Source organism: Consotaella salsifontis, from assembly GCF_900167365.1.
GTDB classification, from domain to species: domain Bacteria; phylum Pseudomonadota; class Alphaproteobacteria; order Rhizobiales; family Rhizobiaceae; genus Consotaella; species Consotaella salsifontis.
This window is the reverse complement of the sequence record NZ_FUXL01000002.1, coordinates 419,888-433,971: the sequence shown is the minus strand read 5'-3', so window position 1 is coordinate 433,971 and position 14,084 is coordinate 419,888. Positions and strand designations below refer to the sequence as shown.

The following is a 14,084-nucleotide window of genomic DNA, read 5'->3' as shown; positions in this document are numbered from 1 at the left end:
CAGTGAGGCTCTGACGACAGTTGACGCGACTGGTCTGTGCCTTGACCGGTCGGGGAGGGGGATTGATGGCGACGACCGATGGCGCGGAGCGTCCTGATGCCACCGCCGATCTCATGGCGGATGTCCTCGCGCTCCGAGAAGAGGTCTCCCGGGCCGGAACGGTTCTGCTCCAAAAGCTGACCGCCGGTGACGGGGAGCCCGATGCCGCAGTGGTTAATCTCGTGCATTACCTCGCGGTGCGACACCACGATCTGCGTGCCCTGCAGCGCCGGTTGATGTGGCGCGGCCTATCCTCCGTCGGACGCCTGGAAAGCCGTGTCCTGCCGACGCTCGACGCGCTGCTTTCCGTTCTCTCTGCGCTGACAGGGGTTACCAGCCCGCATCCGGCGCCGAACGAGGCGGAGTTCTTCGCGGGCGAGGTTCGTCTGGATGTGGCATCCGACGCCCTGTTCGGGCCGCCGCGTTCTCATCGCCGTGGCCGCATCATGGTCACGCTTCCCAGCGAAGCGACGGAAGACCCGGCGCTGATCCTCGATCTGGCCCGAAAGGGAATGGACGTTGCGCGCATCAACTGCGCCCACGACGACAGCCAGTCGTGGAGAAACATGACGCGGCACATCCGCCGGGCCGAAAAAGCGATTGGCCGACGCATCGCGATCTTGATGGATATCGCGGGGCCGAAGATCCGCACCGAGGTGGTGCTTCTCAGCCAGCCGAAGGTGCGGCTCGAAGCGGGAGACGCGCTACGGCTGGTGGCTGGGGAAACGCCGCGGGTCGACGATGTCGCTCCCTTCTCGGCCTCGGTCTCTTTGCCCGAACTGGTGACGCGCCTGTCGGTGGGCGACCGGGTCGGCTATGACGACGGCAAGCTCGAGGGCCGGGTCGAAAGTCTGGCGCCGGGAGAGGCGATCGTGCGCGTCACCCACGCCAAGACCGGCGGCACGAAGCTGAAGCCGGAAAAGGGCATCAATCTGCCGGATACGGCCCTGGGCCTTTCTCCACTCACCGCCAAGGACGAGAGCGATCTCGCCACGGTCATCGAGTGTGCCGACATGGTCGGCTATTCCTTCATCAGCCGCGCCGAGGACATCGACCTTCTCGAGGACATGCTGGAAAGGCTCGGCGCGCGTGACGCGCCGCTCGGTCTCGTCGCCAAGATCGAGCGCCCCGAGGCAGTGAAGAACCTTCCCGCCCTGATCGCCAGGGTCAACAGTCGGCGGCCCTTCGGCGTGATGATCGCGCGCGGCGATCTCGCGGTCGAGATCGGCTTCGAGCGCGTGGCTGAGATGCAGGAGGAAATTCTCTGGATCTGTGAGGCGGCGGCCGTGCCAGCCATCTGGGCGACGCAGGTGCTGGAGGATCTCGTCAAGAAGGGCATCCCGTCGCGCGGCGAGATGACAGATGCGGCCATGGCGGCCCGCGCCGAGTGCGTGATGCTGAACAAGGGGCCGGCCGTCGCGGAGGCCGTTGCGGCTCTCGACCGGTTGCTGGAGCGCATGGACGCCCACTTCCTGAAGAAGACGCCACGGCTTCGCGCTTTGTCGTCATGGTAGCGCGCGTCTCGCGGGAGCGCCGCGACAGGCCCTAGGCTTTCGGCAACGAGGCGAAGCGGACCGTCATGTCGGCCGGAACGCTTTTCGCAATGACGAGGCGCGCATTGGGCATGTCGTTGCCCTCGACCTTGCGCTCGATCTCTGCGCTATCGAGCTTAAAGCCGGTCCATCGCGCGGTCAGGCGCCGATGCAACTCCTCCTCCGGCACGTCGAGCATGACGGTGAGATCGAAGAAGCGGCGGACCGGTGCCCAGGACGGATCGTCGAGCAGAAGGTAGTTGCCTTCCGCGATGATGAGGCGCGCCTCCGGCCCGATGATGCGCGCCCCGGCGCGCGCGATCTCGATCGCCCGGTCGAACACGGGCACGGCGATCTCCGACCCGTCGTCTGCGGCCAGACGCGCCAGCATCGCCGCCAGTCCGCCGGTGTCGAACGTGTGAGGCGCCCCCTTGCGGGGCCGATGGCCACGGGCATTGAGCACGATGTCGTCGAAGTGGAAGCCGTCCATCGGCAGCACTGCGATCTCGCCCGGCCGGCTCTTTTCCAGTTCGCCCGCAAGCCATTCGGCAAAAGTGCTCTTGCCGGAACCGGGTGCCCCAGCCACCGCTACGATATGGCGGCGGGCGGGGTCGAGGCTTTCGATCCGCGCGACGAGCTCGTCTTGACCGAGAAGGGGGATGTCGTTGCTGTCATCCATTGGCGGAACTCCAGAGATTCGATCGCCAACTCTTCTAGCGCTTTAGTCGCCCAGGAAGAACGGCAAGGGTCGGCTCCACCACGATCCGGCCGTTAGGGCCGGCGGGTTTGCCGTCGAGAATGTCGAAGCAGTGGCGGATCATCTCCTCGACATTCTGCCGCATCATGATCACCGGCAGGGGCAGCGTCGCGGCGAAGGGGTCCCAGTCGAAGCACGCGACAACGGGTTGGCCGGCCTCGGGGCTCTCCTGGAAAAACGCGGCGAAGCCCTCGAACGCGGTGATCGAGTTGACAAAGAGCCCGTCGGGAAGCTTGCCGGCGGCGGCAAGACCGGAAAAGGCCTCGTGCGCCGCCTTGGGCAGGTAGCCGCAGCACAGTATCTTGGAAGGATCGGGAGAAATTCCTGCCTCCGCCAGCGCCTCGGTAAATCCGATGACGCGCTCCTCTGTCGCGAACTCGCCGGATCTGCCGCCGACGAAATGGATCTTTGCCGGATCGCCGCCCCGCTCCCGCGCCGCCGCGACCAGATGTCGCGTCAGCTCTCGCGCGCCGCCGCGATTGTCGGTGACGACGGAAGGGGCGAGCGTACCGGGAAGATCGAGGTTGACGCAGGCTATTCCCGCCGCCGCGCAGAGCTCGTCCAGCTCGTCGCAGTCCTGTACGCCGGCGATGATGAGGAATTCCACCTGCTGCGCGATCAATGTCTGCGTCACCTTGCGCTCGGTCGGGGCATCGCGCTGGGTGCTGACGACGATAGGGCAGAGGCCGCGCTCGCGCGCCTTCAGCTCGAAGGCCTCGGCCAGACCCGCGAAAAACCGGTTGCGATAATGCGGGATGATCATTCCCGCGAGACTGGACCGGTTGAGGCGCAGGCCTCGCGCGCGCAGATTGGCGCGATAGCCGATGCGCTCCGCCGTGGCGAGAATGCGCTCGGCCGTATCGGCATTGATGCGATAGCGTTCCCAGGAGCCATTGAGGACGAGGCTGACCGTCGACGCGGAAGTGCCGGTTTCCTGCGCGATGTCGTAGATCGTCGACCGACGTTTCGTCGGCTTCCTGGCCATGGAGTTCTGCTTTCTTCCTGTCCCGGAGAGTCTTGTTTGCCGGGAAAATACCGCTGAAGCAAGTGTATTGACGATCAAGCTAAATGGATTTAGCGTGTTGATCAAGCCGAAAGAGCGAGGAGGTTCTTCGGCTGTCTAGGGAGCGTCGGGCAGCGGTTCTAAAGGCTGCTCGGCACAATGGGAGGCTTTCATGAATTTCGGTTGGATGACTCGTCGCGCCCTGATGGTAGCCGCGGCCGGCTTGGCTCTGGGCGCCGCCGCTCCGGCACTCGCCGCAGACGCGCCGACGATCGGCGTCGTCGTCAAGATCGGCGGCATTCCCTGGTTCAACGCCATGGAAGCAGGCATCAAGGAGCGCGCCAAGGAGCTTGGCGTCAACGCGTTCATGGTCGGCCCGACCAGTGCCGATCCCGCGCTTCAGGTGCGCGCGGTGGAGGACCTCATCGCGCAGAAGGTCGATGTGATCGGCGTTGTTCCGAACGATGCCCAGGTGCTGGAGCCCGTGCTGAAACGCGCCATGGACGCCGGCATCAAGGTTGTCACCCATGAATCGCCGAAGCAGGAGAACGTCAATTGGGACTTCGAGCTGACGTCCTCGCAAAGCTTCGGTGAAGCCTATGGCAAGCGCCTCGCCGAGATGCTGGGTGGCAAGGGCAAGTATGCCGTCTTTGTCGGCTCGCTGACGGTTCCCCTGCACAACGCCTGGGCCGACGCGGCCATTGCCTACATCAAGAAGAACTATCCCGACATGCAGCTGATCGGCGATCGCTACGGCGTTGCCGAGGATGTCGACGCCTCACGCAAGACGGCGCTCGATCTGATGCGCGCCAATCCCGACATCGCCGGCTTCCTCGCCTTCGGCAGTCAGGGCCCGATCGGCGCGGCGCGCGCCGTCGAGGAACGCCGCATGGGCGGCAAGATCGCGGTGCTCGGGCCGTTCTCGCCGGGGCAGGGCAAGAGCCTCGTGCATGATGGCATCCTGAGCGGCGGCTATATGTGGAATCCCAAGCTAGCCGGAAAGATCTTCGTCACGCTCGGCACGATGCTGGCCAAGGGCGAGGAGATCAAGGACGGCATGACGATCGAGGGGCTGGGCGAGGTTCATCCAGACTTCGAGGGCAAGGACATCATCGTCAACGAGCTTGTGGAGATCAACGACAAGACCGTCGACGATCTCGCGGCCATGGGCCTCTGACAGACAGGGCGGCGGTCCGGACGCCTGGCGTTCGGGCTGTTCCACTGACCGGCTCGGCCCGCCTCCCGGGTCGAGCCGGCTTTTCAGGCGATGGTTAGGAGTGGGGCGGTCATGTCTCCCCAGAGAATGGAAACGGCGCGTGTCGACGCTCTCGCGGCGCCTTTGCCCGAGTTGCTCCGCCTGGAGCATGTCTCCAAGCGGTTCGGCGGCGTCCAGGCGCTCGACGATGTGGCATTCGACATTCGCCAGGGCGAGGTCGTATGTCTGGCGGGCGAGAATGGCTGCGGCAAGTCCACGCTGATCAAGGTCATCAGCGGCGTTCATCCGCCGGAGCCGGGCGCGACGATTTTCTTCGATGGAAGGCCGGTCCACGACCTTTCCCCCGCCAGGGCGAGAAGCCTGGGCATTCAGGTGATCTGGCAGGACCTGGCGCTCTTTCCCGAAATGTCGGTGGCGGAGAACATTGCCTTCGAGCGCAATCTCGGCGGCCGGCCGCACCTCGTCCATTACGATGCGATGAGGAAGGAGGCCGCCCGCATTCTCGAGCGGCTTGGCGTCAGGATCGATCTCGACAAGCATGTGCGCGAGCTTTCGATCGCTCAGCGCCAGCTCGTCGCGATCGCCCGTGCGCTGGTCGCCGACGCGCGCCTCGTCTTCATGGACGAGCCCACGGCCTCGCTCTCCCGCGCCGAGACGGAGGCGCTCCTTGCCATCGTTCGGCGCCTATCGGGCGAAGGCATTTCGGTGGTCTTCGTCTCGCATCGACTTGCGGAGGTCTTGGACGTCGCCAGCCGCGTCACCGTTCTGCGCGACGGACGGTTGGTCGGCACCTTCCCCGCCGCAGGCATGACCCAGGCCAAGCTCACGGAGCTGATGACCGGGCGCACCTTCGATCACAGCGTGCGCCCGCCGGCTGAGATGACGACGCCTCCGGTAATCGGTGTGGAAGCGCTGTCGCGGGCGGGCGAATACGAAGACATCTCCTTCGAGGTCCATGCCGGCGAAATTCTCGGCCTCACGGGACGCCTCGGAGCGGGGCGCACCGAACTCGCCTTGACGCTCTTCGGCATGACGCAGCCGGACAGTGGCCGGATCGTCATGAATGGGCGCGAGCTTCAGCTTCGTTCCAATCGTGATGCGATCGACGCCGGCATCGCCTATGTCTCGGAGGACCGCCTCTCCCTGGGGCTGGTTCAACCGCAGTCCATAGCCAGCAACACCACCGTCGCCGTGCTCGATCGCCTCGTCGATCGCCTGGGCCTGCTCTCGCCCTCGCGCCACCGGGTGCTGGTGGACGAGTGGATCGGCCGCCTCAAGGTCAAGATCGGCCATGCCAACGACCCCGTCTCGACGCTCTCAGGCGGCAACCAGCAGCGCATCGTTCTCGCCAAATGGCTGGCGACGGGGCCGAAATTCCTCATTCTCGATTGCCCGACGGTGGGCGTCGACGTCGGCGCCCGGGCCGGCATTTTCGAGATTGTGAGCGAGCTCGCGAAGGCCGGCATGGCGATCCTTCTGATCTCGGACGAGATCCCGGAGGTATATTTCAACGCCGACCGCATCCTCCACATGCGGGATGGCCGCATCGTCGAGAGCTTCGTTCCCTCACAAACCACCATAGAGCGCATGGAGCGCGCCATCCATGCTTGAGCGTTTCGGCATCGGCAAGACGGAAGGCTGGCTCCTCCTCGTCATCGCCCTCATCTGCCTCTTCCTGTCGCTGACGACCGACACCTTCGCGACGCTGGTCAACATCTGCGACATTCTCAACTATTCCTCGGTCAACATCATCTTCGCGGCGGGGCTGCTTGTCGTGCTGGTGGCGGGCGGCATCGACATTTCCTTCGCCGTCGGCGCCTCCGTGGTGCAATACCTCGCCGTCAGCCTGCTCATCTGGATGGGCGGCGGAAACTGGGCGTTGGGCTTCGCGCTCGCCATCGTCATCGGCTTCGGCCTCGGCGCCCTCAACGCGGCGCTCATCTATCACTTCCGCATCATCTCGATCATCGTCACCATCGCGACGTTCAATCTCTTCTTCGGCCTCCTGATGTTCTTCACCTCGGGCGTGTCGATCTACGACCTGCCGGATTGGCTGTCGCGGCGCGTCATCCTCTTCGAGCACGAGACGAGCGTCGGATGGGCGGAGATCACGCTTCCGGTGCTGGTCATGGCCGTGGTCGTGTTCGCCACGTGGCTGCTGCTGCGCCGGCTGACCGTGGGGCGCCAGCTCTTCGCCATGGGCGACAACACCGAGGGCGCGCGCCGCCTCGGGATCAATCTCGGTGCGATGCACTATCTCGCCTATGGCTGGCTGGGAGGCTGTGCCGGTCTGGCGGGCCTCATGCAGGCGCATTACGCGCAGGAGGTCGTGCCCAATGCTCTTTACGGGCGAGAGCTGGAGGTTCTGGCCGCCGTCGTGCTCGGTGGCGCCCGCCTGGGCGGTGGCCGTGGCACTCTGCTCGGCGCCATCCTCGGTCTCATGCTGATCTCGATCACGCAGAACGGCCTGAACCTTCTCGGCATCTCGCCCTATGCCTTCCGCATGATCGTCGGCTTCATCATTCTCGTCGCGATCAGCCTGTCGGGCGAGAGAATGGGCCTGCTTTCCATCGGCAGGCGGCATGTGAAGGCAGCGGGGGCAAGCCGATGAACTCGCTCGTTTCGACGTTCCTGAACCCAAAGGGCGGCAAGTCCGCCTCGGGCGCCTCGCCTCTCGGCGAAATCGGCGGGCTCCTCGCTGTCTTGGCGGCGCTGGTGATCGGCCTGAGCCTGACGGCTCCGCACTTCCTTTCGGCCGCGACCTTCACGTCTATCGCCTTCCAGCTGCCGGAACTCGGCCTTTTGACATTGGCGATGCTGATTCCGCTGCTATCCGGCGGCCTCAACCTTGCGATCACCTTCTCGGCGAACCTGTCGGGCCTGGTTCTGGCCTGGGTTTTGAAGGCCGGTGGCGGCGCCGACGCGGGACTCCTCGTCTTCCTGGTCGGCGTGATGGCGGCGATCGCCGTCGGCGCGCTGATCGGCCTCGTGATGGGGCTCGTGGTTGCCTATATCGGCGCCCACCCGATCCTGGTCTCGCTGGCGATGATGATCTTCCTGCGCGGCCTCGGCGAGTTCATCACGCGCGGCGGCGACGTTGCTGGTTTTCCGCCCTACGTCGTGGCGCTCGGCCAGGGCACGCTCCTCGGCATACCCGTGCCGCTGATCATCCTCATCGCGGCGATCCTGCTCTGGATGCTGATCCTCAACCGCACCCGCCTCGGCTTCTCCATCTATATGCTGGGCTCCAATCTGGAGGCGACGCGCTATTCCGGCGTCAACACCGGCCGCGCGCTGACCATGGTCTATGTCCTGTCGGGCATCATGTGCTCCATCGCCGGCATCGTCATGCTCGCCCGGTTCAATTCGGTGCGCGTCGGTCACGGCGAGAGCTACGTCCTCATCACCGTGCTGGCCTGTTTCCTCGGCCGGGTGGATCCGTTCGGTGGCTTCGGGCGGGTCGTGCCGGTGGCGATCTCCCTGGTGATCCTTCAGGTCATCGGCTCCGGCCTCAATCTGCTCGGAACCAATCAGCATCTGGCGACCGCGCTCTGGGGCGCGACCCTCATCCTGGTGATGGTCATCCGCGCGCTGTGGTCGCGCCTTCGCCTGGACTTTCTCTTCAGGCGGCGCTGACGCGCCGTCGCTCTGGCCGGACGGGGCCATTATCGAAAGGAGCTTGACCGATGGGCGTCAGCGGATTCGGCGTGCACACCGCCATGTGGGCAATGGAGTGGAACCGGGATGCGGCGGAATTCGCCATTCCCGAAGCCGTGAAGTACGACATCGACTTTCTCGAAATCACCATGCTCGACCCCGAAGGGGTCGACGCCGATCACACGCGTTCGCTGCTCGAGAAGCACGAGGTCGAATGCGTCTGTTCGCTCGGCCTGCCGCTGGACAAGCTGCCGACGAACAACCCCGACGGCGCGCTGGACTTCCTGGTCCGCGCGCTCGACAAGTCTCACGCCATTGGCGCCAAGGCGATGAGCGGCGTCATTTATGGCGGCATCGGTCAGCGCACCGGCAAGCCGCCGACCCGGGACGAGATCGACGCCACCGCCCGCGTCGTCGAAAAGGCGGCGGCCCACGCCGCCAAGCTCGGCATGGGCTATGGGCTCGAGGCCGTGAACCGCTACGAGAACCACATCCTCAATACCGCCGAGCAGGCGGTCGCGCTCATCGAGAAGATCGGCGCGCCCAACGTCTTCGTTCACCTCGATACCTACCACATGAACATCGAGGAGAAGGGCCTCGCCAACGGCATCATCAAGGCGCGCGATCACCTTCAGTATATTCACCTGTCGGCGAGCGACCGGGGGACGCCCGGCTGCGACACGATCCAGTGGGACGAGATCTTCGCGGCGCTCGCTGCCATCGGCTTCAAGGGCGGGATGGCGATGGAGAGCTTCATCACCGTGCCGCCGCAGATCGCCGCCGCGCTCTCCGTCTGGCGCCCCGTCGCGCCGGCGCGCGAGGAGGTGCTGGGGCAGGGGCTCTCCTTCCTGCGCAACAAGGCCCGGCAATACGGCCTGATTGCGCGCTGAGCGGAGGGCGGCGGGTTTCCTTCGTTCGACAAAGATGCGGCGCGGAAGACAAGGTCTTCCGCGCCGCCGAAGTTTGGTTCGTCGTGGGTCCACCCGCTCAGGCGTAGAGCGCGGCGAGATCGCCTTCGCGGCCGAAAGGCGCGCGGTCAAGGGTGAAGTCCCAGGGCTCAGCGACCTCGCGGGTGAGCTTGGCCATCGAACGCAGCCGCGAAAGGCCGTCGCCCCTTAGCGCCGCCAGCACCTTCTCCTCGTTGGGGAAGGCCGACTGGATGGCGTCCAGCCAGATGGTGCGGCCGGCGAGGAAGCCCCGCGCCCCGGCAGCATAGGAATAGCGCAGCACACGCTCGAACTGCTCCGGCTTGACGCCGCCCGACAGCATCACCCACGGAACGCCCGCCTCGCGGCAGATGCCGCCGACAGCCGCGAACGCCTCGGCCGCCGCCTTGCCCTCGGCGCTGTCCATCTCGTCGGGCAGCGACGCGCCGGGAACTGGCGTCTCTAGCTTCAAGAGGTCGACGCCGTATTCCGGCTTGGCGAACTCGCGCACGCTGTCGATCACCAGCTCGGAGCGCTTGTCGGCCATCTCGACATAGTCGGTGGTGTGGTTGGCCGCGCCGGGGAACGGATAGACCAGGAGCTCGAGGACGTAAGGGATGTCATGGCGCCGGCACTCGGCGCCGACGGTGCGCACATAGGCCTGCTGGTGCGCCACCACGTCGGGGCTGGCGTCCGGACGATACCAGGCCAGCACCTTGACCGCGTCGGCGCCCATGCGGCGGATCTTTTCCACCGACCAGTTGTCGATGGAGCGCGACTTGCGCCCCGTCGCCGTCTCCTCGAACCGGTGCTCCTCGAGCGTCACGATCAGGCCGGTCTTGGCTGGCAGCTGGTCGTAGGCGGCGGGAATGGCGAAGTTCGGATCGAAGAGCATGGAGCTCGCGTCGGCGGCCAGCGCCTTGACCATGAGTCGCTTGGCGAGAAGCATGTCGGCGAAGGTCACCTCCGACGCCGCAACACCCTTGGCCTTGGCGATCGCGGCCTGAAGCGGTGGGCGCTGGTCGAGCGCGACCATGGCGAAGTGTCCGTCGGCGTCGCAAAGGCGCTTCAATCCGCGCAGTTTGCCAAGAGGGATCATGAGTGTGTTCTCCAAAAGCGTAGGGTCTCGATCAGGGAGGGAATGCCGCTGCGCCCGTCCGGCTTGGTGCACTTCAGGGCGGCTGCGGCGGAAGCGAAGTCGATAACCTCGTCGAGAGGCGCGCCGGCGGCGAGCGCGAAGGCGTAGGCGCCGTGGAAGACGTCGCCCGCACCGGTGGTGTCCACCACCTCGACGCGGTAGGCCGGACGTCGGCCAAGGCCACCGTCGGCGATCCACGCGATGCCGTCGGCGCCGCGGGTGACGGCCGCCACCTTGCAGCCGAAGCTCTTGAGGAAGGCGAGGGCCTCGTCACCCTCGGTCTCGGCGAACACGGCCAGCGCGGGAGCCGAGAAGATGGCGTGGTCGGTCAGCGGCAGAAGCGTCTCGAAGACCTCCTTGTCGGCCATGTCGGCATCGAGAACGGTGGGAACGCCCGCCGCCCGCGCCGCCGAGAACGCGGCGACCGCCCCCTCGATCCAGCGCGGATCGGCCAGCACCGCGCCGCAGGCGGTGATCTCGGAAAGCGGCAGCCAGGAGGGATCGGTCGGCTGGTTCAGCCCGCGAAAATTGGAAATCTGGCGTTCGCCCTGGCGGTCGACGAAAATGCCGGAGACGGAGGAGCGCGCCTCGGCAAACAGCCTGAAATGGGTGACGTCCACGCCCGTCGCGGCCATGGCGTCGCGCATCCAATGGCCCTCGGGGTCTTCGCCGCCGCGACCGACGAACATCGCCCGCCCGCCAAGACGGGCGACCGCCACGGCCGCCGTCGCCGCCATTCCTCCGCCCTTGGTGGAAAACTCGATGGCCCGCACCTTGGCGCTGCCCGCCTCGGGCAGACGCTCGACCAGCCACATGTAGTCGAGCGCCGAGAGGCCGACGCAGGCCACCGATACGCTCTGACGCGCCCAGGATGGCGCGTCCTCGGGAAACTCAACAGATGAGGGCACCACTTTTCTCCTCGAACAGATGAGCCTTCTCCGGTGAAGGCGCGAGCGCGATGACATCGCCAACCTTGGGCCTGAGGTCCGGCTCGACGCGAGCGATAGCCTCGGCATCGCCCACCTTGAAGTGGATCAGCGTGTCGGAGCCGAGCGGCTCGACCAGGGTGATCTCGACCGAAAGCGCTCCGGCCGCATCCGGCGCCACGCGAAAATGCTCGGGCCGGACGCCGAGGATGAGGGGCTTACCGCGATGAGCCGTCGCCGCCGCCTGGACCCGGTCGCCGACCGCCACCGTGCGACCGTCGGCAAGCTTGAGGCCGTCGTTCTCCACGCTCGCGGGAAAGAAGTTCATCGACGGCGAGCCGATGAAGCCGGCGACGAAGAGGTTCGCCGGCGTTTCGTAGACGTCCTCAGGCGAGCCCACCTGCTGGATGACGCCCGATTTCATCACGACGATCCGGTCGGCCATGGTCATGGCTTCCACCTGATCGTGGGTGACGAACACCATGGTGGTGCGCAGCTGCTGCGACAGCGTCTTGATCTCGGCGCGGACCTGGGTGCGCAGACGCGCGTCGAGGTTAGACAGCGGCTCGTCGAACAGGAAGACCCGCGGATTGCGCACGATCGCCCGACCCATGGCCACGCGCTGGCGCTGGCCGCCGGACAGCGCCTTCGGTCGCCGGTCGAGATAGGGCTCGATGGCCAGAAGCGCCGCCGCCTTCTCCACCCGCTCCTTGATCTCGCCCCGCGCCATGCCGCGCATTTCCAGCGCGAAGGCCATGTTCTGCCGAACGGTCATGTGCGGGTAGAGCGCATAGTCCTGGAAGACCATCGCGATATCGCGCTTGGCGGCGGGAATGTCGTTGACCCGGTCCTCGCCGATGAAGAGGTCGCCTTCGTCGATGGCCTCGAGCCCGGCCAAAACTCGCAGCAGGGTGGATTTGCCACAGCCGGACGGGCCGACCAGCACGACCAGCTCGTGATCGGGAATTTCCAGGTCTAGCCCGTGCAGCACGGTGAGGGAACCGTACTTCTTGACGAGCCCTCGTGTGTGGATCGAAGCCATCAGCGAGCACCCTCGAAAGCGAGAACGGGTTTTATGGAGCGCCCCTTGGCGAAGTCGGCGAAGCGCTCCGGCATTTCGTCGAGCGGGAAGGCGGCGTCGACGAGGCGGGCATAGTCGGCGAGGTTGTCGCGCAGGAGCTGAATGTTCTCTGCGTGGTCCGCCTGCGGGAAGTAGAAGGTCCGCAGCATGGAAAAGTCCTTGCGGCGGAACACCTTGTCCTCGGTGATGGTCCACGGCGCCGAGTTTTCGCCGATGAGGACGATGACGCCCTTGGGCAGGATCAGTTCGATGGCGAGGTTGCGCGCGACATGGGCGCCCGAGCATTCGAAGACCAGGGCGAAGCGCTTGTCGCGGCTGCCGACCGGGTGGGGCTTAGCGCCGAACTCGGCGGCGATGGCAACGCGCTTCTCGTTGGGGTCGGAGACGTAGATCTCCGTATAGCCGAAGGCGCGCAGCGCCAGGATCGCACCGAGGCCGACAGGGCCGGCGCCCGTGACGAGGATCGGCCTGTCCGCCTGCCGGGGCAGGAAACGCTCTGCCTCGCGCACGGCATGAGCGGAGGTGCCGATCGTGTCGAGAAGGAGCGGCCCGAGGTCATCGGGAATGTCGTCCGGCACGGGGAGAAGGCAGTTGTCGGGCACCGCGACGAATTCGCAGTAGCCGCCGTCGCGGTTCCAGCCGATGAGCGATGAAACCTCGACGCACATCTGCGTATTGCCGGCGCGGCAGGCCTCGCAGTGGCCGCAGTGGAGCGGGATGTAGACCGCGCAGCGCCTGCCATCTAGCGGGTGGCCCGGCTGCTCGACGCGGCCGAAGATCTCATGGCCGGCGAGATAGGGCGCGCCATTGTGCCAGAGCCGGAAATCGGAGCCGCAAAGGGCGGTGCGCAGGATGCGCACCAGCGCCTCGCCCGGACCGGGCTCGGGCATCGGCACCGTCTCTACGGTAATCTTGTCTCCGCCATGGAAGATGGCGGCGCGCATCTTGTTGTTCTGGAAATCGAGTGTGGTCATGGGTCAGCCTTTCACCGCGCCGAGCGTCAGTCCGGAAATCAGCCAGCGCTGGACGACGATGGCGAGAACGAGCGGGGGAAGAGCGATGAGGGTCGCCGCCGCCATCAGCGCGCCCCAGTTGGTGGAGCCTTCGCCGATGAAGTTGAAGGAGGCGGCGATCAGCGTCTTGGTGTCGGAGTTGGAGAGCACCAGGGCGAAGAGGAAGAAGTTCCACGAGAAGACGAAGGCAAGGATCGAGGAAACCGCCAGGCCACCGGCGACCAGCGGCAGCCCGATGCGGAAGAAGATCCTCAGTGGTGAGCAGCCATCCACCTGCGCGGCCTCGTAGATGCTGCGCGGAATGTTGTCGAAGAACGGCAGCAGCACCCAGATGACGATCGGCATGGTGATGACGGCATGGGTGAGGATGAGCGCCCAGTAGCTGCCGATCATGTCGAACTGCCGGAACATGATGTACCAGGGCAGGAGAAAGAGGGTGCCCGGCGCCATGCGCGCCGCGAGGGTCAGCACCGCCGGCCAGGTGACGCGCGTCCATGAGGCGACAAAGGCCGCCGGCGCGCCGAGGATGATACCGAGCGCCGTGGAGGAAACCGTCACGACCATGCTGTTGAAGGCGTAGTGCAGAAACGGCGTGCGCTCCCACAAGGTGGCGTAGTTCTCCAGCGTCGGCGAGAAGATGACCGTCGGCGGATAGGCCGTGACCTCGAAGGACGCCTTGAAGGAGGAGAGCACCATCCAGGCCATCGGCGTCAGCGATACGACGCCGGCAAGGACAAGCAGGAAGATGTTGAGCGCGCCGGTCCAGCGGTTCGAGGCAACAGTGTGGGACATTGTC

13 protein-coding genes are annotated in these 14,084 nt (G+C 65.8%); 6 read left to right on the top strand and 7 right to left on the bottom strand.

What is annotated here, in order from left to right:
* Positions 1-65 precede the first annotated feature (65 nt).
* Positions 66-1,553: a pyruvate kinase gene (locus tag B5D38_RS04095; protein WP_116002561.1), complete on the top strand. Its 1,488-nt coding sequence runs from the start codon at positions 66-68 to the stop codon at positions 1,551-1,553.
* Positions 1,554-1,584: 31 nt separating this feature from the next.
* Here B5D38_RS04095 and B5D38_RS04090 read toward each other — a convergent pair whose 3' ends face one another.
* Positions 1,585-2,250, bottom strand: a complete 666-nt coding sequence (locus tag B5D38_RS04090; RefSeq protein ID WP_078707057.1) for a nucleoside/nucleotide kinase family protein — start codon at positions 2,248-2,250, stop codon at positions 1,585-1,587.
* Between the two features lie 34 nt (positions 2,251-2,284).
* The gene (locus tag B5D38_RS04085) at positions 2,285-3,313 is read right to left on the bottom strand and encodes a LacI family DNA-binding transcriptional regulator (protein WP_078707056.1); all 1,029 of its coding nucleotides are present in this window, start codon (positions 3,311-3,313) and stop codon (positions 2,285-2,287) included.
* Between the two features lie 205 nt (positions 3,314-3,518).
* On the opposite strand from B5D38_RS04085, the gene B5D38_RS04080 reads away from it, so the two are divergent.
* The 5 genes from B5D38_RS04080 to B5D38_RS04060 all read left to right on the top strand — a co-directional run bounded on the left by B5D38_RS04080 (position 3,519) and on the right by B5D38_RS04060 (position 9,094).
* Positions 3,519-4,508: a substrate-binding domain-containing protein gene (locus tag B5D38_RS04080; RefSeq protein ID WP_078707055.1), complete on the top strand. Its 990-nt coding sequence runs from the start codon at positions 3,519-3,521 to the stop codon at positions 4,506-4,508.
* 126 nt (positions 4,509-4,634) lie between these two features.
* Positions 4,635-6,158 (top strand): sugar ABC transporter ATP-binding protein, encoded by a 1,524-nt coding sequence (locus B5D38_RS04075; protein WP_078707054.1) that lies wholly within the window; start codon positions 4,635-4,637, stop codon positions 6,156-6,158.
* Positions 6,151-7,158, top strand: a complete 1,008-nt coding sequence (locus tag B5D38_RS04070) for an ABC transporter permease (protein ID WP_078707053.1) — start codon at positions 6,151-6,153, stop codon at positions 7,156-7,158. Before B5D38_RS04075 ends, B5D38_RS04070 begins: the two co-directional genes overlap by 8 nt.
* Positions 7,155-8,183, top strand: a complete 1,029-nt coding sequence (locus B5D38_RS04065) for an ABC transporter permease (RefSeq protein WP_078707052.1) — start codon at positions 7,155-7,157, stop codon at positions 8,181-8,183. The genes B5D38_RS04070 and B5D38_RS04065 overlap by 4 nt, the downstream gene beginning before the upstream one ends.
* A 50-nt stretch (positions 8,184-8,233) precedes the next feature.
* Entirely contained in the window at positions 8,234-9,094 is an 861-nt protein-coding gene (locus tag B5D38_RS04060; RefSeq protein WP_078707051.1) for a sugar phosphate isomerase/epimerase family protein, read from the top strand.
* Between the two features lie 97 nt (positions 9,095-9,191).
* On the opposite strand, the gene B5D38_RS04055 is transcribed toward B5D38_RS04060, so the two are convergent.
* The 5 genes from B5D38_RS04055 to B5D38_RS04035 are packed head-to-tail and all read right to left on the bottom strand — an operon-like array spanning position 9,192 to position 14,080.
* The gene (locus B5D38_RS04055; protein WP_078707050.1) at positions 9,192-10,229 is read right to left on the bottom strand and encodes a tagatose 1,6-diphosphate aldolase; all 1,038 of its coding nucleotides are present in this window, start codon (positions 10,227-10,229) and stop codon (positions 9,192-9,194) included.
* The gene (locus tag B5D38_RS04050) at positions 10,226-11,176 is read right to left on the bottom strand and encodes a PfkB family carbohydrate kinase (protein ID WP_245318795.1); all 951 of its coding nucleotides are present in this window, start codon (positions 11,174-11,176) and stop codon (positions 10,226-10,228) included. The genes B5D38_RS04055 and B5D38_RS04050 overlap by 4 nt, the downstream gene beginning before the upstream one ends.
* Positions 11,160-12,236, bottom strand: a complete 1,077-nt coding sequence (locus tag B5D38_RS04045; protein ID WP_078707048.1) for an ABC transporter ATP-binding protein — start codon at positions 12,234-12,236, stop codon at positions 11,160-11,162. The genes B5D38_RS04050 and B5D38_RS04045 overlap by 17 nt, the downstream gene beginning before the upstream one ends.
* Positions 12,236-13,249 carry an alcohol dehydrogenase catalytic domain-containing protein gene (locus B5D38_RS04040; RefSeq protein WP_245318792.1) on the bottom strand — a complete coding sequence of 338 codons (1,014 nt, stop codon included), beginning with the start codon at positions 13,247-13,249 and terminating at the stop codon, positions 12,236-12,238. The genes B5D38_RS04045 and B5D38_RS04040 overlap by 1 nt, the downstream gene beginning before the upstream one ends.
* A 3-nt stretch (positions 13,250-13,252) precedes the next feature.
* A complete protein-coding gene (locus tag B5D38_RS04035) occupies positions 13,253-14,080 on the bottom strand; it encodes a carbohydrate ABC transporter permease (protein ID WP_078707047.1) in 828 nt (275 codons plus the stop codon).
* Between the last annotated feature and the right edge of the window lie 4 nt (positions 14,081-14,084).